General features: G+C 59.4%; 15 protein-coding genes, 1 tRNA gene and 1 other RNA gene. 8 read left to right on the plus strand and 9 right to left on the minus strand.

What is annotated here, in order from left to right:
* Position 1: 1 nt before the first annotated feature.
* Entirely contained in the window at positions 2-1,612 is a 1,611-nt protein-coding gene (gene yejF, locus ACJ8J4_RS07910) for a microcin C ABC transporter ATP-binding protein YejF (protein WP_264383658.1), read from the plus strand.
* An 8-nt stretch (positions 1,613-1,620) separates the two neighbouring features.
* On the opposite strand, the gene ACJ8J4_RS07915 is transcribed toward yejF, so the two are convergent.
* The 3 genes from ACJ8J4_RS07915 to rsuA form a co-directional block, all read right to left on the minus strand.
* The gene (locus ACJ8J4_RS07915) at positions 1,621-1,965 is read right to left on the minus strand and encodes a YejG family protein (RefSeq protein WP_004935763.1); all 345 of its coding nucleotides are present in this window, start codon (positions 1,963-1,965) and stop codon (positions 1,621-1,623) included.
* Positions 1,966-2,559: 594 nt separating this feature from the next.
* Positions 2,560-3,756 (minus strand): Bcr/CflA family multidrug efflux MFS transporter, encoded by a 1,197-nt coding sequence (locus ACJ8J4_RS07920; protein WP_025303559.1) that lies wholly within the window; start codon positions 3,754-3,756, stop codon positions 2,560-2,562.
* 41 nt (positions 3,757-3,797) lie between these two features.
* Positions 3,798-4,511, minus strand: a complete 714-nt coding sequence (gene rsuA / locus ACJ8J4_RS07925) for a 16S rRNA pseudouridine(516) synthase RsuA (protein WP_025303560.1) — start codon at positions 4,509-4,511, stop codon at positions 3,798-3,800.
* Positions 4,512-4,829: 318 nt separating this feature from the next.
* Here rsuA and ACJ8J4_RS07930 point away from each other — a divergent pair, with 318 nt between their 5' ends.
* Complete coding sequence (locus tag ACJ8J4_RS07930; protein WP_049294869.1) at positions 4,830-6,587, plus strand: DEAD/DEAH box helicase; 1,758 nt, start codon at positions 4,830-4,832, stop codon at positions 6,585-6,587.
* Between the two features lie 162 nt (positions 6,588-6,749).
* The gene (rplY, locus tag ACJ8J4_RS07935; protein WP_019453645.1) at positions 6,750-7,034 is read left to right on the plus strand and encodes a 50S ribosomal protein L25; all 285 of its coding nucleotides are present in this window, start codon (positions 6,750-6,752) and stop codon (positions 7,032-7,034) included.
* A gap of 84 nt (positions 7,035-7,118) precedes the next feature.
* On the opposite strand, the gene yejK is transcribed toward rplY, so the two are convergent.
* Positions 7,119-8,126 (minus strand): nucleoid-associated protein YejK, encoded by a 1,008-nt coding sequence (gene yejK, locus ACJ8J4_RS07940; protein ID WP_025303563.1) that lies wholly within the window; start codon positions 8,124-8,126, stop codon positions 7,119-7,121.
* A 210-nt stretch (positions 8,127-8,336) separates the two neighbouring features.
* On the opposite strand from yejK, the gene ACJ8J4_RS07945 reads away from it, so the two are divergent.
* From ACJ8J4_RS07945 to ACJ8J4_RS07960, 4 genes are all read left to right on the plus strand, one after another.
* The gene (locus ACJ8J4_RS07945) at positions 8,337-8,564 is read left to right on the plus strand and encodes a YejL family protein (protein ID WP_004935782.1); all 228 of its coding nucleotides are present in this window, start codon (positions 8,337-8,339) and stop codon (positions 8,562-8,564) included.
* A 9-nt stretch (positions 8,565-8,573) separates the two neighbouring features.
* Positions 8,574-10,355, plus strand: coding sequence for an LPS biosynthesis-modulating metalloenzyme YejM (yejM, locus tag ACJ8J4_RS07950; RefSeq protein WP_442516053.1), 1,782 nt, complete (start codon positions 8,574-8,576; stop codon positions 10,353-10,355).
* Between the two features lie 78 nt (positions 10,356-10,433).
* Positions 10,434-10,510: transfer RNA gene (locus ACJ8J4_RS07955), tRNA-Pro, on the plus strand.
* 34 nt (positions 10,511-10,544) lie between these two features.
* A non-coding RNA gene (locus tag ACJ8J4_RS07960) (RtT sRNA) lies at positions 10,545-10,674 on the plus strand.
* Between the two features lie 112 nt (positions 10,675-10,786).
* Here ACJ8J4_RS07960 and ACJ8J4_RS07965 read toward each other — a convergent pair.
* Genes ACJ8J4_RS07965 through mhbT form a run of 5 tightly spaced genes read right to left on the minus strand, consistent with a single transcriptional unit; the run spans position 10,787 to position 15,786 of the window.
* The gene (locus tag ACJ8J4_RS07965; protein ID WP_164068467.1) at positions 10,787-11,980 is read right to left on the minus strand and encodes a 3-hydroxybenzoate 6-monooxygenase; all 1,194 of its coding nucleotides are present in this window, start codon (positions 11,978-11,980) and stop codon (positions 10,787-10,789) included.
* A 19-nt stretch (positions 11,981-11,999) separates the two neighbouring features.
* Complete coding sequence (gene maiA / locus ACJ8J4_RS07970) at positions 12,000-12,644, minus strand: maleylacetoacetate isomerase (protein WP_025303615.1); 645 nt, start codon at positions 12,642-12,644, stop codon at positions 12,000-12,002.
* A gap of 19 nt (positions 12,645-12,663) precedes the next feature.
* The gene (locus tag ACJ8J4_RS07975; RefSeq protein ID WP_060447936.1) at positions 12,664-13,365 is read right to left on the minus strand and encodes a fumarylacetoacetate hydrolase family protein; all 702 of its coding nucleotides are present in this window, start codon (positions 13,363-13,365) and stop codon (positions 12,664-12,666) included.
* A gap of 15 nt (positions 13,366-13,380) precedes the next feature.
* The gene (gtdA, locus tag ACJ8J4_RS07980; RefSeq protein WP_049208494.1) at positions 13,381-14,418 is read right to left on the minus strand and encodes a gentisate 1,2-dioxygenase; all 1,038 of its coding nucleotides are present in this window, start codon (positions 14,416-14,418) and stop codon (positions 13,381-13,383) included.
* 18 nt (positions 14,419-14,436) lie between these two features.
* A complete protein-coding gene (mhbT, locus tag ACJ8J4_RS07985; protein WP_164068465.1) occupies positions 14,437-15,786 on the minus strand; it encodes a 3-hydroxybenzoate transporter MhbT in 1,350 nt (449 codons plus the stop codon).
* Positions 15,787-15,911: 125 nt separating this feature from the next.
* On the opposite strand from mhbT, the gene ACJ8J4_RS07990 reads away from it, so the two are divergent.
* Positions 15,912-16,820 carry a LysR family transcriptional regulator gene (locus ACJ8J4_RS07990; RefSeq protein WP_049294871.1) on the plus strand — a complete coding sequence of 303 codons (909 nt, stop codon included), beginning with the start codon at positions 15,912-15,914 and terminating at the stop codon, positions 16,818-16,820.
* Positions 16,821-16,868 lie beyond the last annotated feature (48 nt).

The following is a 16,868-nucleotide window of genomic DNA, read 5'->3' on the forward strand; positions in this document are numbered from 1 at the left end:
TATGGCCACTCCTTTGCTCGCAATTCAAGATCTCAGCATCGCCTTCCGCCAGGGCGACACCGTCACGCCGGTGGTCAACGAACTCTCGCTGCAAATCGCGCCGGCGGAAACGCTGGCGCTGGTAGGGGAATCCGGCTCCGGCAAAAGCGTCACCGCCCTGTCGATACTGCGCCTGCTGCCCGCGCCGCCGGTGGTTTACCCTGCCGGTGATATCCTGTTCAACGGCGACTCGTTGCTGCATGCGCCGGAAGCGGCGCTGCGCAAGGTGCGCGGCAATCAGATCGCGATGATCTTTCAGGAGCCGATGGTGTCGCTTAACCCACTGCACACCATCGAAAAACAGCTGGCGGAAGTGTTGATGCTGCACCGCGGCCTGCGGCGCGAAGCCGCGCGCGCAGAGATCGTCGAGTGCCTGGAACGCGTCGGCATCCGTCAGGCCAAGAGCCGGCTGCAGGATTACCCGCATCAGCTGTCCGGCGGCGAACGCCAGCGGGTGATGATCGCCATGGCGGTGTTGACCCGCCCAAAACTGCTGATCGCCGACGAACCCACCACCGCGCTCGACGTTACTATCCAGGCGCAGATCCTGACGCTGCTGCAAGAACTGAAGCAGGAGATGGGCATGGGGTTGCTGTTTATCACCCATAATCTGAATATCGTGCGCCGCCTGGCGGATAACGTGGCGGTAATGCGTCAGGGGCGCTGCGTGGAGCAAAACGCCCGCACGCAGCTGTTCAGCCGGCCGCAACATCCTTACACGCAGCAGCTGCTGGCCGCCGAGGACGTCGGTGAACCGCTGCCGCTGCCTGCCGCAGCCAACGGGCGCCCCGGCGACGAGCGGCCGCTGCTCAAGGTGGAAAATCTGCAGGTGCGCTTCCCCATTCGCCGCGGCCTGCTGCGCCGCACGGTGGATTATCACTATGCATTGAAATCATTGAGTTTCGAGCTGCGCGCCGGGGAAAGCGTGGGGCTGGTGGGAGAATCCGGCTCGGGCAAAAGCACCACCGGGCTGGCGCTGCTGCGCCTGCTGGCCTCTCAGGGCGCCATCTGGTTCGACGGCGAACCGCTGCACCCGCTCACGATGAAGCAGATGCTGCCCTACCGCAGCCGAATGCAAATCGTCTTCCAGGATCCCTATTCCGCCCTGAACCCGCGCCTGAACGTACAGCAGATCATCGCCGAAGGGCTGGAAGTGCACCAGCGGCTTACCGCCGAGCAACGGGAACAGCGCGTGATCGCGGTGTTGCAGGAGGTCGGGCTGGACCCGCAGTTGCGCCACCGCTATCCCACCGAGTTTTCCGGTGGCCAGCGCCAGCGTATCGCCATCGCGCGTGCACTGATCCTGCAGCCACAGTTGCTGATCCTCGACGAGCCGACCTCTTCGCTGGATAAATCGGTGCAGGCGCAGATCCTGACGCTGCTGAAATCGCTGCAGCAACGCCACCGGCTGGCTTATCTGTTCATCAGCCATGACCTGCAGGTGGTGCGTTCGCTATGCCACCAGGTCATCGTGTTGCGACAGGGAGAAGTGGTTGAACAGGGAGACTGCCTGGCGATTTTCGCGGCGCCCGCCGCCGACTATACCCGTCAACTGCTGCAGTTGGCGGACTAGCGGCGAATTTAGAAAGGGTATTGCGCGCTGAGCGGTTCGGCGATCGCGGCGCCGACGTTTTTCAGGCGGCACATGGTGGCGCTCTCGTCGCTGCGCTGCACGAACAGGCAAGGTTCCCCTTCCCATTCAACAATCGCGCAGTCGACCTGAATCTCCTGCAGCGACAGATTGAGCTGTTGCATGACCTGCCAGGCCTCGGCCCCTTCATGGCTGAGTAACTTCAGACCAATCAGGTTGTTATCTTCGTCTATTCCGTTAAACGGAATCGGTTCGACCTTCACGCCGGTGAAACCGGATAGCCAACGATAACTTTGCGGCAAGCGATGCACTACCGAAAGTTGGATACTCTCCACATGAAATCCCTAGATTGAAAAGGTGAAACACTTTTACCTGACAGGGTTACTAAGTTATAGCCGCTGACTCCCGACTCTGCCGCGCACAAATGTTATTTAAATGTAAATTTTGCCGCTAGCCATTAACCTGACCCCGTGCTTGCCGATGCCGTGCCATTTTTTGGCGCGCCGTGCGGTGTTATTTCACGGCATTTTGCGACTCAGCTCGCATTTTTGCGTTATATGTAACCCTTTCCCGCAGCGATCTCAACTCTTTTTTCTTGCAATGCGACTACTTTTCAGACGCCATATTTTTACAATGAAGAAACATTTAGCCCGCCACGTTAGCGCAACTGTCTCTTCTAATAGCTTGATTTATATCAATCCTAATACAAACCGCTCACGCTGTTCAGCCGACAGAACGCCGCGCCTCCCGGGGAATATTGGGCGGCACGATGGCGGAATTTTTTAACAAAAAACACACAGAGGGGAAAACGGCCAATTAATTAGCTTGCGTATATTTAGCAACAAATTTTTCATTGCCAGTTGCACCCTGAAATGGCAAGGCGCAACCCTAAGGCGATGCGGGGCAAAACGCCCCGAATCGGGAGAACGTCAGGCTGCGCGATCGCGCGGCCGGCTGGCGTAAACATAGAACAGCACCGCCACGATGCTGCACAGCGCCATCGAGGTGACCATGGGCCAGGCGCTTTTGCCCGGCGCCATCGACAGCACCGCTCCCACCAGCGCACCGATGCTGAAGCGCAACGTACCGGCCAGGGAAGAAGCCGTGCCCGCCATATGCGGGAAATCATCCAGGATCACCGCCATGGCGTTGGAGGAGATCATCGCGATGCACCCCAGATAGACCGCAACGCCGATCACCAGCGCCCAGAAACCCAGACCGACAGCGCTCACCGCCAGCAGCCACAGCCCCATCGCCAGCTGTACCAGCAGCCCCAGCTTGAACATCTTGACCGCGCCGAACCGCCGCACGTTGCGGCTGTTGATCAGCGTCGTCAGGAACAGGAACACGATGTTCAGCGCAAAATAGTAGCCGAAGTGTTGCGGCGAAACGTGGTTCAGTTCGATGTAGACGAACGGCCCGGCGCTGAGGAACGAGAACATGCCGGCGAACGAGAAGGCGCTGGCCAGCATGTAGCTCAGCACCCGTTTGTGGCGGAACAGCGAACCGAAGTTGCCCAGCGTGGTGCGCAGGTGGAACCGCTGTCGCCGTTCTTTCGGCAGCGTCTCCTTGATGAACAGGGCCACCAGCAGTGAACCGATCAACGCCGCGGCGCCCATGGTCCAGAAGATGGCGTGCCAACTGAACCACAGCAGCAGCGCCCCGCCGATCATCGGCGCCAGCAGCGGCGCGATGGTCATCACCAGAATGACGAACGACATCATGCGCGAGAACTCGTCCTTGGTGAACATGTCGCGCATCAAGGCGTTGATCACTACGCTGGCGGCGGCGGCGGCCAAACCGTGCAGGAAACGCAGCCCGATCAGCTGATCGATCGATTGCGCCATGGCGCAGGCGCAGCCGGCGATGGCGAAGATCAGCGTTCCCCACAGGATCACCGGCTTGCGGCCGATGCTGTCCGACATCGGCCCATAGAACAGCTGCCCGAAGGCAAAGCCGAGCATATAGGCGCTGAGCGTCATCTGCACGCTGCCGGACTCGACGCCAAACTGGGCGGCGATCACCGGCATACTGGGCAGGTACATGTCGATGGCCAACGGCATCAACATGGACAACAGGCCCAGAATGAAAATCAAACCGAGATGAGAGGTTCGGTTCTGTTGCACGTTCCACGACTCCTTAATCGGCCGCAATCGATGATCGGTTATCAGTCCTGCAGGTGCGGCGCGCCCACGCTGGCGATCTCTTCTTCGGTCAGTGGGCGGTATTCACCCGGCGCCAGATCGTCATCCAGCACGATGGCGCCGATGCGCTCGCGGTGCAACTCGATCACCCGATTGCCGACGGCAGCGAACATCCGCTTCACTTGGTGGTAGCGCCCTTCGCTGAGGGTCAAGCGCACCACGTGCTCGTCGACCTGCTCCAGCGTCGCCGGCCGCGTCAGATCTTTCTCGTTGTGCAGTTGCACCCCTTCGGCGAAACGCTGCGCGGTGTCTTCCGCCAGCGGGTGCTCCAGCGTCACCAAATAGGTTTTCTCACAGTGGTGGCGTGGCGACGTGACGCGGTGCGACCACTGGCCGTCGTCGGTCATCAGCACCAGCCCGGTGGTGTCGATATCCAACCGTCCGGCGGCGTGCAGCTTGTACGCGACCGGCTCATCGAGGAAGTACAGCACCGTCGGATGATCGGGATCGTCGGTGGAACAGACGTAACCCTGCGGTTTGTTGAGCATGAAATAGCGCGGGCCGTTCTGCTGCTGCAGCGGATTGCCGTCGAACGCCACTTCTTGCTCCGGGGTCAGTTTGACAGCCCCGCTCTTCACCACCTCACCGTCCACGGTGACGCGTTTAGCCCGAAGTTCGCGCGCAACCAGCGCACGGCTAATGCCTAACTGCTGAGATAAAAACTTGTCCAATCGCATGGGATCTGCTTTGCCTGTCGTTGTTATGATCGCATTGATCGTATTGCCAAAATATGACGCCCGCCGTTGCACCGGGTGCAAATGGCAGGTTCAGGGGGGAAATCGCGTGGGGGAACAGCGATTGCTGTCACACGAGTATAGCGGTACAACGCGTTGCCCGACAGGGGTAATTTTCACGCTTCTCGCACCGCACGCGCGCAGAAGGCATAATAATAGAAATTTTTCGGCCGCCCGGCACGTAAAATGTCACGGTTTCTGTGGGAACAGAGGTGACAAAACCGGTTCCCGGCGGCCCATTCCAACCTACGGCGTTCATTTATGGCCTTTACCCTACGCCCCTACCAACTGGAAGCGGTCGAAGCCACCATCAACCATTTCCGGCGGCACCCCGAACCGGCGCTGATCGTGCTGCCGACCGGTGCCGGCAAAAGCCTGGTGATCGCCGAGCTGGCGAAGCGCGCCCGCGGGCGGGTGCTGGTGCTGGCGCACGTCAAGGAACTGGTGGCGCAAAATCACGCCAAATACTGCGCCTACGGCCTGGAAGCGGATATCTTCGCCGCCGGCCTGCAGCAGAAAGAGAGCGCCGGCAAGGTGGTGTTCGGCAGCGTACAGTCCGTCGCGCGCAACCTGCCGCTGTTCGACGGCGCCTTTTCGCTGCTGATCGTCGATGAATGCCACCGCATCAGCGACGACGACGACAGCCAGTACCAGCAAATCATCCAGCATTTACAGAAAACCAACCCGCAGCTGCGACTGCTGGGGCTGACCGCCACGCCTTACCGACTGGGCAAGGGCTGGATTTACCAGTATCACTACCATGGCTTCACCCGCGGCGACGGCGCCAGTCTGTTTCGCGACTGCATCTACGAGCTGCCGCTGCGCTACATGATTAAGAACGGCTTCCTGGTGCCGCCTGAGCGGCTGGATATGCCGATCGTGCAATATGACTTCAGCCGGCTGGAGACCAGGAGCAACGGCCTGTTCAGCGAAGCGGATCTGAACCGCGAGCTGAAGCGGCAAAACCGCGTCACGCCGCACATCATCAGCCAGATCGTGGAGTACGCAGAGGATCGCAAAGGCGTGATGATCTTCGCCGCCACCGTCGAACACGCCCGCGAGATCCACGGCCTGTTGCCGAACGGCGAAGCCGCGCTGGTCAGCGCCGAAACGCCGCCCGCCGAGCGCGATGCGCTGATCGACGCGTTCAAACAGCAGCGGCTGCGCTATCTGGTCAACGTCGCGGTATTGACCACCGGTTTCGACGCGCCGCACGTCGATCTGATCGCGATCCTGCGCCCCACCGAGTCCGTCAGCCTGTACCAGCAGATCGTCGGGCGCGGGCTGCGTTTGGCGCCCAACAAAAAGGATTGCCTGATCCTCGACTACGCCGGCAACCCGCACGATCTGTTCACGCCGGAGGTCGGCGTCAGCAAGCCGCACGGCGACAGCCAGCCGGTGCAGGTATTCTGCCCGGCCTGCGGCTTCGCCAACCTGTTCTGGGGCAAGTGCACCGAGAACGGCGATATCATCGAGCACTACGGCCGCCGCTGCCAGGGCTGGCTGGAAGACGACGACGGCCACCGCGAGCAGTGCGATTACCGCTTCCGGTTCAAGAGTTGCCCGCACTGCGGCGCGGAGAACGATATCGCCGCACGCCGCTGCCATCAATGTCAGGAAGTGTTGGTCGATCCCGATGACATGCTGAAGGCGGCGCTGAAGCTGAAAGACGCGCTGGTGCTGCGCTGCGGCGGCATGGAACTGCAGAGCGGCCGCGACGACAAGGGCGAATGGCTGAAGGCCACCTATTACGACGAGGACGGCACCAGCACCAGCGAGCGCTTCCGCCTGCAGACGCCGGCGCAGCGCAAAGCGTTCGAGATGCTGTTCCTGCGCCCGCATCAGCGCGCGCCGGGCGTGCCGTTCGCCTGGCACACCGCCGCCGACGTGCTGGCGCAACAGCAGGCGCTGCGCCATCCGGATTTCGTGGTGGCGCGCAAGCGCGGGCAGTTTTGGCAGGTGCGTGAGAAAGTGTTCGATTATCAAGGCCGTTTCCGCCGCGCCAATCAGTTGGCCTGAGCGAACTGTCCCCAACCTGGGCAGGTTTTCGTTGCCCTGCGGGCAGCTTTCCGTTAAAATGCCGCGCGCTTTACCTGGGCCTGCCCAGCGTTAAAGCGGGTTTCCGAACTTGCTACTTGGGTCGCCTGTAGCAGGGTAAATTTTCTTTTAAGAGAAAAAACAATGTTCACTATCAATGTAGAAGTACGTAAAGACCAGGGTAAAGGTGCGAGCCGCCGCCTGCGTGCAGCAAACAAATTCCCAGCTATCGTTTACGGTGGCAAAGAAGCTGCAGTTTCCATCGAATTGGACCATGATTCTGTTAAGAACATGGAAGCTAAACCAGAATTCTACAGCGAAGCAGTAACTCTGGTTATCGACGGTAAAGAAACCAAAGTTAAGGTTCAGGCTGTACAGCGTCACCCGTTCAAGCCAAAACTGGCTCACATCGACTTCGTTCGCGTTTAATCGCTACGTTTTCGAACCTTTCGGGACGCCGAAATAAAGAACGCCGCAATTGCGGCGTTTTTTATTGTCTGCGATTCGGCACGCTTACTTGCCGCTGCCGGTCCGGCGCTGCAGCTGATCGCGCAGGTTCGGCGGCGTGCCTCTGATGGTCAGCGTGTCAGTGGCCGCATCCCAGAAAATGCGTTCGCCCAGCAGCATGGCGTCGAAGTTCAGGCTGATGCCGCCGCCGCTGCCGGCAAATTTGGTCAGTTGGCGCAGCGTGCCGCGATCCGCCGGGAAGCTCTCTTCCAGCTCATACCCTTGCTCGCTGGAGAACTGCATGAAGTCTTTCTCGCCGAGCGGCGACAGCTCCTGCGACAAGGCCTGCAGTTCAATCTCTTCGCCGGCCTGCAGCTGTTCGTTGCAGTAGCTGTACACCTGCTGGCGCACCGACTGGCGCTCGTTCTTGTCCAGCTGCGCATCGGCGCAGTAGTCGTCTACCGCCTGCAGCAGCCCGCGGTTTTGCGCCTTGGTGTCCAACCCTTCGGACGCCGCCAGGAAATCCATGAAGAAGTCGGCGACCTTACGGCCTACGCGCCCGCGCAGGAAGGTCAGATAGCGGGTCGATTCCGGGTTGGTTTCCCATTCGGTCAGATCGATGCGCGCGACGATATCGGCGTTGTTGATGTCCAGATAGTGCGTGGTGTTGATATCCAGCTCTTCGTTGACGCGCATGCTGTTACGGCTGTTCAGCACCGCGATCAGCAGGTACTCCACCGCCAGATAACGGTATTGGCCGAACAGCACCACGCCGCCTTCGGCAAACGGATACTTCGCCAGTTCGTCGCGCAGGCGGCCGGTCGCCGCGCGGCTGAAGGCCAGAAAGTCCTTATCGTCCTTGCGGCAGGTGCGCAGCGCTTCCGCCAGCTCGCTACCTTCGTTGAACAGGCCTAAGGCCTTGCTCTTGGCGCTGTAGACGCGATGCAGTTCCGTCATCATTTCTTCCACCGCCGCGTTGGTAGGAAGCAAGGAATCGCGCAGCACCACGTCCAGCGTTTGCTCGTCGCGTTTCACCAACTGATGCAAAGCGATCTGGTCGATATCCAGACTCATGGTAAATCCTCCTGTTCTTTAGGCGCGTATTCAAACACTGAAGGCCCCGACCTGCAATACTAAAAACCGCGGCAAACCGGAAAGGCGCTGCGAGGAGCAGCCCCGCCACGGGCGCCCCCTTCCCCAAATGACAGGAAGTGATAAAAGAGCGGAAAATCACTGCCCTATACGGTAAGATAGGGCACTTTGCAGATTACTAAGCGCAATTTTATGCCACAATCATCCCGTTACAGTGACGAACACGTTGAACAACTGCTCTCAGAGCTGGTCAATGTTCTGGAAAAACACCATACCCCCACCGATCTTTCCCTGATGGTGCTGGGCAACATGGTCACTAATTTGATCAACACCAGCGTTGCCCCCGCGCAGCGGAAAACCCTGGCAAGATCGTTCGCGGAAGCCCTGCAGGCTTCTGTCCGTGAAGACAAAGCACATTAATATTGACTTATGGTGACAAACCGTCAGCGTTATCGTGAAAAAGTCTCCCAGATGATCAGCTGGGGGCACTGGTTCGCCTTATTCAACATCCTGCTCGCCCTTGGGCTGGGCAGCCGCTACCTGTTTGTTACCGACTGGCCCGCATCCCTGCTGGGCCGGGTCTATGCCTTTGTCAGCCTGCTGGGGCATTTCAGCTTTATCGTGTTCGCCGGCTATTTGCTGGTGATCTTCCCGCTCACCTTCGTGGTGATGTCGCAGCGGCTGCTGCGATTTATTTCCGCCGCGCTGGCCACCATCGGGCTCACGCTGTTGCTGGTCGACAGCGAAGTGTTCTCCCATTTCCACCTGCACCTCAATCCGGTGGTGTGGGATCTGGTGGTCAACCCGGACCAGAGTGAGCTGTCGCGCGACTGGCAGCTGATGTTTATCTGCGTGCCCGTGATCTTCCTGGTGGAGATGTTGTTCGGCACTTGGAGCTGGCAGAAGCTGCGCAGCCTGAACCGCCGCCGCTTCGGCAAACCGCTGGCGGCGCTGTTTATCAGCGCCTTTTTCGCGTCGCACCTGATTTACATTTGGGCTGACGCCAACTTCTATCGCCCGATCACCATGCAGCGAGCCAATCTGCCGCTCTCGTACCCGATGACCGCGCGCAAGTTCCTCGAAAAACACGGCCTGCTCGACCAGCAAGAGTATGAGCGCCGCCTGATGCAACAGGGCAACCCGGAAGCGGTGGCGGTGGAGTATCCGCTCAGCGATCTCAGCTACGGCGATAAAGGCAGCGGCTATAACCTGCTGATGATCGTGGTGGACGGCATTCGCGCCAAAGACGTGGCGCAGGACATGCCGGCGCTGACGCGCTTCGCCCAGGAAAACGTGCGCTTCAGCGATCACTACAGCTCGGGTAATCATGCCGACACCGGGCTGTTCGGCCTGTTCTACGGCATTTCTCCGACCTATCTGGACAGCGTGCTCGCCGGCCGCAAGCCGTCGGCGCTGCTCAACGCGCTCGGCGATCAGGGCTACCAACTGGGGCTGTTCTCTTCCGACGGTTTCAACGCCAGCCTGTACCGCCAGGCCCTGTTGACCGACTTCTCGCTGCCGACGCCGGCGCCGCAAAGCGACGCGCAAACCACGCAGCAATGGCAGCGCTGGCTGACGGATCAGGGCGGCAAAGAGCCGTGGTTCTCCTATATCAACTTCAGCGGCGCCGAGCCGGCCGAGGACGACAAAACCCCGGCGCCGGCCGATTTTATCCAACGCTATCGCACCGGCGCGCAAGACGTGGATGCCCAGATAGCCCAGGTGCTGGATACCCTAAAACAGCGCGGTCTGCTGGACAAAACCGTGGTGGTGATCACCGCCGAACACGGCGTCGAATTCAACGACAGCGGCAAAGGCCAATGGGGCGCCGGCACTGCCTTCAACCAGGCGCAACTGCAGGTGCCGTTGGTGATCCACTGGCCGGGCACCCCAGCGCAGACCATCAGCAAGCTGACCGGCCATAACGACGTGATGCGCACCTTGATGCAACGGTTGCTGCACGTGAAAACCGCGCCGAAAGACTATTCGCAGGGCGAAGATCTGTTCACCGCCCAGCGCCGCAACGACTGGATCGCCACCGGCGATGGCAATCAGCTGGTGATCACTACGCCGACGCAGACGCTGATGCTGGACAACAGCGGCAACTATCGCGTCTACGATCAGAACGGCGAAGAAATAAAAGACGAGAAACCGCAGCTTGCTCTGCTGCTGCAGGTGCTGACCGATGTAAAACGCTTTATCGCCAACTAACTGCTTAAAACTAAAGCAATCAAGTGGCGAGGCGCTTGCATTAACATCGGGAATCGGTAGTATGATTTTTCATAGCGTCGGCATGTAGCGCAGCCTGGTAGCGCACCGTCATGGGGTGTCGGGGGTCGGAGGTTCGAATCCTCTCATGCCGACCAAATTTAAGAAAACCTGCTGTTACAGCAGGTTTTTTTTCGTCTGTACATTGAGAGGATGAGAATCTCCGAAGGAGGTTTGAGCCGAACGTAGTGAGACCACGTTGCTTTAGCAACGGCCCGCAGGGCAAGCATCGAAGATGCGCATAATCCTCTCATGCCGACCAAATTTAAGAAAACCTGCTGTTACAGCAGGTTTTTTTTCGTCTGCATATTGAGAGGATTAGGCCGCACCGGTTTGGCCCATGCGCTAGCGGAGGCCTGGGCAGGGCCTCTCTCTCAGCGCGGCTGCAGGCAGTTTTCTTCTTTCCAGCCGTACAGCCATTCCATTCCGCGATAAAATTCCGCCTGAGATTTGCCTTTCCATAACAGATTACGCACCTGGCGCTCAACGCCTGCGGCATGATAAACACGGCCCATCTCACGGGTTGACCAGACGATGCGCGCCGTGCGTGGAATACGTACCGACTCGTACAGGGCAAGCGCTTTTGCCGCATCCCCTCCATGCTCTTCCAGCGCTTTACCCAGCGTTACCGCATCCTCCAGCGCCATGCAGGCTCCCTGTGCCATATACTGTGCCACCGGGTGCGCTGCGTCTCCCACCAGCGTGATACGGTCGTTGCCCCATTTCTCCACCGGTTCACGATCGGCGGTTGACCAGCGGCGCCATGAGGTCGGCTTATCCAGCATCTGGCGCGGACGCGGGTGAATACCGGAAAAATAGGAAAGTACCTCCTCTTTACTGCCCTCCTTCACACCCCATTCCTCCTGCTGACGGCTATGGAACGTCACCACCAGGTTATACTGCTTCCCGCCGCGCAGCGGGTAATGCACCAGATGGCAATGCGGCCCCGCCCACAGTACCGGCGCGTTAATGCGTAAATCCTCCGGCATCTCATCGCAATTAATCACGGCGCGGTAAACCACATGTCCGGTCACCCGCGGCGCATCGCCCAGCAGGTACTGCCGCACCACCGACCTCACGCCATCGCAGCCGATCAGAATATCCGCCGTCCAGCGATTGCCCTGCTCATCAAATACCGTCACATCGTCCACCGTTTGGCTGATACCCGCCACCTGCGTTGAGGTACGGTATTCCACATCCGGATGGGTCAATACCGCTTCCCAAACAGAGGCGTGGATATCCGCCCGATGGATAACCGCATAGGGACCGCCAAAGTGATCGCGAAATGCTTGCCCGGTCTCAATATACACCACCTCCTGGGCATTGACCGCATCCATCAGGGTAATGTGATCGGTAAAGACGGCGCGCTGACGCGCTACGCCGCCCACACCCAGGCTATCCAGCGCGGAAAATGCGTTGGGGCCGAGCTGAATACCCGCCCCAATCTCACCAATCTCGTGCGCCTTTTCCAACAACATCACTTTAATGCCCTGGCGAGCCAGCGAGAGCGCAGTCGCTGCGCCGCCAATGCCTCCCCCGACGATAATTGCGCGCATCACTTTAGCCATTGTTTTCCTCCTTTCGGGCTCAGGCTGAGATTTTGTCTTGTTGGTTTTCGGGCGCCGCGGCGATGAACGCCGGGAGACGAGTACAGGCGTCGTAAACCGCTTTACAGCGCGGGTACCCGCTCAGGTCGCACCCCATCCGCAGGGCATTCGCCCACTGAGGGATCAGGCAGCAATCCGCCAACGTCGGGGTATCGCCAACGCAGAAGGGTCCTGGCGGCCTCTGGAGCAACAGCTGTTCTACGGCGCTCAGCCCTTGGCGGATCCAGTGCGCATACCAGCGTTTTTTCTCTTCCTCACTCACCTTCAGCTCTTCACTCAGGTAGCGTAAAACCCGCAGGTTATTTACCGGATGAATATCGCAGGCAATAACATAGACGATTTCCAGTATCCGGCTGCGCGCCGGGTCGGCCGCCGGCAACAGCGGCGACTGAGGAAAATGGCGATCCAGCCAGTCAATAATCGCCAGCGACTGGCTGAGAGACTCACCGTCGTCCGTGAGCAGCGTCGGCACCAGCCCGACCGGGTTCATTCGCCGATATGCCAGCTCATTCTGCTGCCCGATACGAATATTGACCCCCACCGTCTGGTAATGGAGGCCTTTCAGCGCCAGCGCAATGCGCACGCGGTAGGACGCTGAGCTATTAAAGAAACTGTACAGCTTCATCATTCACCTCTGAATCGGCTCAGACAATCTTCACGGCGATTGGGGTTAGCCCCTCTACATTGCCGGTAATCACATCGCCTTTCACCACCGCGCCCACCCCTTCCGGCGTCCCGGTAAAAATCAGATCGCCGGGCTGCAGCTCAAAAAAGCCGGACAGATAGCTGATGGTTTCATTCACCGACCAGATCAGATGGCGGATGTCGCTGCGCTGGCGATCGCTGCCGTTGACCTGCAGCCAGATAGGCGCGTTGTTCACGTCGGCGCTGTCGCCGGCTTTATGCAATGGCGCGATGGGCGCAGAAAGATCGAACGACTTGCCGATTTCCCATGGGCGCCCCATCTGACGCATGTCCATCTGCCGATCGCGGCGGGTCATGTCCAGGCCTGTGGCATATCCCCAAATGTATTCATGCGCCTTGTCCAGCGGAATATCGCTCCCCCGTTTGCCAATCGCCACCACCAGTTCGATTTCGTAGTGATAGTTGTCGGTTTGCGACGGATACGGCAACGCCAGCGTTTCGCCGGCCGCCACCGGCACCACCGCATCGGCAGGCTTGCAGAAGAAAAACGGTGGCTCACGATCCGGGTCAAAGCCCATTTCGCGGGCATGCGCAGCATAGTTACGCCCGACGCAGTAGACACGGCGCACGGGAAACTGTTTATCACTCCCCACAACAGGAACCGTCACAGGGGCTTGCGGTGCAAATACGTATTGCGTCATTTTGTCTCTCCCAAATTAATAACGTGCTTCGCGGAACAGTCCCAGGGCTTCCTGAACCGGCCTGTCCGAGAAACTGAATAACACGGTGTCTTCGTCCGCCTGAAACGACACGTCGAACCAGGTCGGCGCCACGAAGATATCTTTTGCCGAAAAGTGAAGGGTTTCGCTGCCGATGCTGACCTGGCCGCGCCCTTCCACCACGTGGTAAATGGTGCTGTCCGTGGTGCGCGCCTTCCGTGAGGAAAAGCCTTTCGGCAGCAGCTGCAGGAAGGCGCCCATCGAGGGCATGGGATAGCCGCCGGTCACCGGGTTGGCGTAGCGCATCTTGTAGCCGTCCCACTCGTCGGCGTCCCCCATGCGGGTGAGGTCGTGCAGCGCTTCCCGGCTGCGATCGTAGCGGTAGTTGAAAATGGGCGATGAGTTGCCTTTCTGATGGCGCAGCGGCAGCATATTGGCTGCATAGCGCGGTAAATAATCCCCCTCCTGGCGCGTCACGGGCTGCTGCTCTTGCGGATAGTCTTCCGCGAAACCGCAACCCAGCAGGTTCACCAGCGGCAGATCCAGCCCGTCCAGCCATACCACCGGCTCCTCGCCGGGATTACCGTGATCGTGCCAGCGCCACTGCGGCGTCAAAATGAAGTCGCCTTCATGCATTTGCGTACGCTCACCGTCAACGGCGGTAAATGCCCCTTTCCCCTCGACGATAAAACGCAATGCCGACTGATTATGGCGATGGCTCGGCGCGACTTCGCCCGGCATGATCAACTGCAATCCGGCATACAGCGTCGGGGTGATGGAGGACTGTCCGCGCAGCATCGGGTTTTCCAGCACCAGCACGCGGCGAACCGCCTCTTTGGCGCCAATCAACTCGCCGCTGGCCAGCAGGTGCGGGCGAATCGCCTGATAGTTCCAGTAAGCCGGAGCGCAGTTTGCATTCGGCGTTTGCGGCACCAAATGGTGCAGCGACTCCCACAATGGGGTCAGGTTCTGCCCTGAAATATGCCGGTAGAACTGCTGGCGGCTGGGATTAACATCCTGATTGCGTTCAGGCATAGGGATTCTCCTTTTCATTCACGACGCTGCGCGAGGCAACGTATCAGGGGCTGGGGCAGACTGGCGAACGACAGCCGTCAGCAGAATTAACATCACCGTACTGATCGCCGCCGGCACGGCAATAATGAAAAATAGCGTATCGAATGAGAAATTCATCGCCATCATCACGCCGCCGGCAAGCGAGCCGACAATCGCGCCGCAGCGGCCAATGGCATTGGACCAGCTGACGCCGGTCGCCCGGCTTTGCGTCGGATAGAGCGTGGCGGTCAAGGCATTCAGCCCAACCTGCGAACCGCTGATGCCGATGCCGGTGCCGAAGATGGCCAGCGCCATCAGCCACAGGCCGTTCTCGCTCAGACCAATCATGACGATACACGCGGCGCCCAGGGCGTAGCTCGCCGCCAACACCCGGAAGGGATTGTATTTGTCCATCAACGCGCCCAGCCCCAGCGCCCCCAACGTTCCGCCCATCTGGAAAGCGGCGGTCACCCAAGAGGCATGCTGCAGATCTATACCGCGATGGTTAAGCAGCGTCGGCATCCAACTGGAGAGCAGATAGATAATCAACAGGCTCATAAAAAAAACCGCCCAGAGCATGAGAGTAATGCGCAGCTGGCGGCCGGCAAACAGCGGGCTGATGCTCCCTTTGGCCGCTGTAGCGGCTTCGTTGAGGTAAAAATGGGTCTCTTCATCGCACTCTCGGGTGATGCCGCTGACCGTTTTGGCAATCACCTTGCGCGGCAGTTGGCGGCGGACCTGCCAGCGCGGGGATTCCGGCAGGGCAAACAGCAGCACCACAAAGAGCATCAGCGGCAAAACGCCTCCGAGCACCAAAATGCCGTGCCACCCCATCACCGGCACCAGTTGGGCGCTGACGATCCCGCCCAGGGCTGAACCAAGCGTGAAACCGCAGAACATCAGCGTGACCAGCGCACCACGGCGGCGAGCAGGCAGATATTCAGAGGTCATCGTGATGGTGTTCGGCATCGCGCCCCCCAACCCCAGGCCGGTGAGAAAACGTAAAATGACCAGCGTTGGCATATCGGGGGAGAAGGCCGAAATCAGGCTCAGCGCGCCAAACAGCGCCACGCAAAGTTCGATGACGCGCTTGCGGCCAAAGCGGTCAGAAAGCGGGCCGCAAAGCAGTGCGCCCGCCGTCAACCCCAGCAGCCCCGCGCCAAACAGCGGCGCCAGTTCGCCGGCGGTCAGTTGCCATTGGGTACGGATGTCGGGTGCGATGAAACCAATGGCGGCGGTGTCAAAACCATCGAACATCACCACCAAAAAACAGCAGATGATAACGCGCCACTGCGTCTTACCGATGGGAGCAGCATCGATCAGTGCTTGTAAATCACGCCGTTGAGTCATAGTGAGCGCCTCGGTGCAGGTAGGGGGATGTCTGTCTTGTTTTAGGTATGTTACGAATTTGTATCCTTAGCGATAAAATGTACAATGGCTTTTCAGGCAGAGACATAACCGGAGGGTTATAGCAAATGGCGAACTGGGCGCAGAAAATGAAACTTCACCATCTGCAAATGTTGGTGGCGTTGGGTGAGCAGGGAAATCTGACCCACGTTGCCCGGATGATGAACATCTCCCAACCCGCTCTGTCAAAATGGTTGTCACAGCTCGAAGATGAGATTGGGATCACGCTGTTTGAGCGGCATAGCAAAGGGCTGCGCCCCTCCGAGGGAGGGAAACTGCTGCTTCAGCATGCGCAGCGCTTGGTCAACGATCTCGAGCGTTCGCAGTCTGAAATCGCCCGCTTTAAGCAAGGCGGGCTGGTGGGAAGCCTGAAAATCGGCTGTTCGCCGGTCGCCACCGACTGCGTTTCGCAGGCCATATTGAGCCTGCTGCAGGAAATGCCAACGCTGCATCTCAATATTGAGGAAAAAGTGATGACCCCGCTGCTGCACGATCTGATCGCGGGCGCGGTAGATGTCGTCGTGGGCCGCGTCGGCGGGCGGGCGCTGCAACTGCCGCTCAACTATCAAGTGCTCTACACCGAACCGGTATGCTTTGTTGCCCGCCCTCACCATCCGCTGGCGGAATCCGCCTCCCTCACCTGGCACGATCTCACCCACTGGCGCTGGATTGTCTGGCCGACCGGCACGCCCATCCGCCTCAGCATTGATAATGCGCTGGCGGATAACGGCGTGATGCTGCCCGAAAACACGGTTGAATCGGCATCCATGAACGTCAGTACCAACCTGCTGCAAAGCAGCGATATGATCTCCATTCTTTCCCTACGGCTGGCGCAGCGTTATGCCAGCCAGGGGCAGCTGGCGATCCTGAATCTGCCGAAGATAGAGCAGAAAGGCAGCGTGGGCGTCTTCTGGCGCAACAGCGAACCGCCTTTTGCCGCGCTGAGCCGCTTTTTGCAGCTGCTGACGCAGGCTTAACCCCCCGCACCGTAAAACCAGCTGCCACAGCAGGCCATTACGGCTGCG

This window comes from Serratia sp. CY47280 (genome assembly GCF_052168655.1).
Classification (GTDB): domain Bacteria; phylum Pseudomonadota; class Gammaproteobacteria; order Enterobacterales; family Enterobacteriaceae; genus Serratia; species Serratia bockelmannii.

What these genes read in the sequence shown, in the direction of transcription:
- yejF (WP_264383658.1), top strand. Translation starts at nt 2, where the DNA reads ATGGCCACTCCTTTGCTCGCAATTCAAGATCTCAGCATCGCCTTCCGC.
- rsuA (WP_025303560.1), bottom strand. Translation starts at nt 4,511, where the DNA reads ATGCGATTGGACAAGTTTTTATCTCAGCAGTTAGGCATTAGCCGTGCG.
- ACJ8J4_RS07930 (WP_049294869.1), top strand. Translation starts at nt 4,830, where the DNA reads ATGGCCTTTACCCTACGCCCCTACCAACTGGAAGCGGTCGAAGCCACC.
- rplY (WP_019453645.1), top strand. Translation starts at nt 6,750, where the DNA reads ATGTTCACTATCAATGTAGAAGTACGTAAAGACCAGGGTAAAGGTGCG.
- yejK (WP_025303563.1), bottom strand. Translation starts at nt 8,126, where the DNA reads ATGAGTCTGGATATCGACCAGATCGCTTTGCATCAGTTGGTGAAACGC.
- ACJ8J4_RS07945 (WP_004935782.1), top strand. Translation starts at nt 8,337, where the DNA reads ATGCCACAATCATCCCGTTACAGTGACGAACACGTTGAACAACTGCTC.
- yejM (WP_442516053.1), top strand. Translation starts at nt 8,574, where the DNA reads ATGGTGACAAACCGTCAGCGTTATCGTGAAAAAGTCTCCCAGATGATC.
- ACJ8J4_RS07965 (WP_164068467.1), bottom strand. Translation starts at nt 11,980, where the DNA reads ATGGCTAAAGTGATGCGCGCAATTATCGTCGGGGGAGGCATTGGCGGC.
- maiA (WP_025303615.1), bottom strand. Translation starts at nt 12,644, where the DNA reads ATGAAGCTGTACAGTTTCTTTAATAGCTCAGCGTCCTACCGCGTGCGC.
- ACJ8J4_RS07975 (WP_060447936.1), bottom strand. Translation starts at nt 13,365, where the DNA reads ATGACGCAATACGTATTTGCACCGCAAGCCCCTGTGACGGTTCCTGTT.
- gtdA (WP_049208494.1), bottom strand. Translation starts at nt 14,418, where the DNA reads ATGCCTGAACGCAATCAGGATGTTAATCCCAGCCGCCAGCAGTTCTAC.
- mhbT (WP_164068465.1), bottom strand. Translation starts at nt 15,786, where the DNA reads ATGACTCAACGGCGTGATTTACAAGCACTGATCGATGCTGCTCCCATC.
- ACJ8J4_RS07990 (WP_049294871.1), top strand. Translation starts at nt 15,912, where the DNA reads ATGGCGAACTGGGCGCAGAAAATGAAACTTCACCATCTGCAAATGTTG.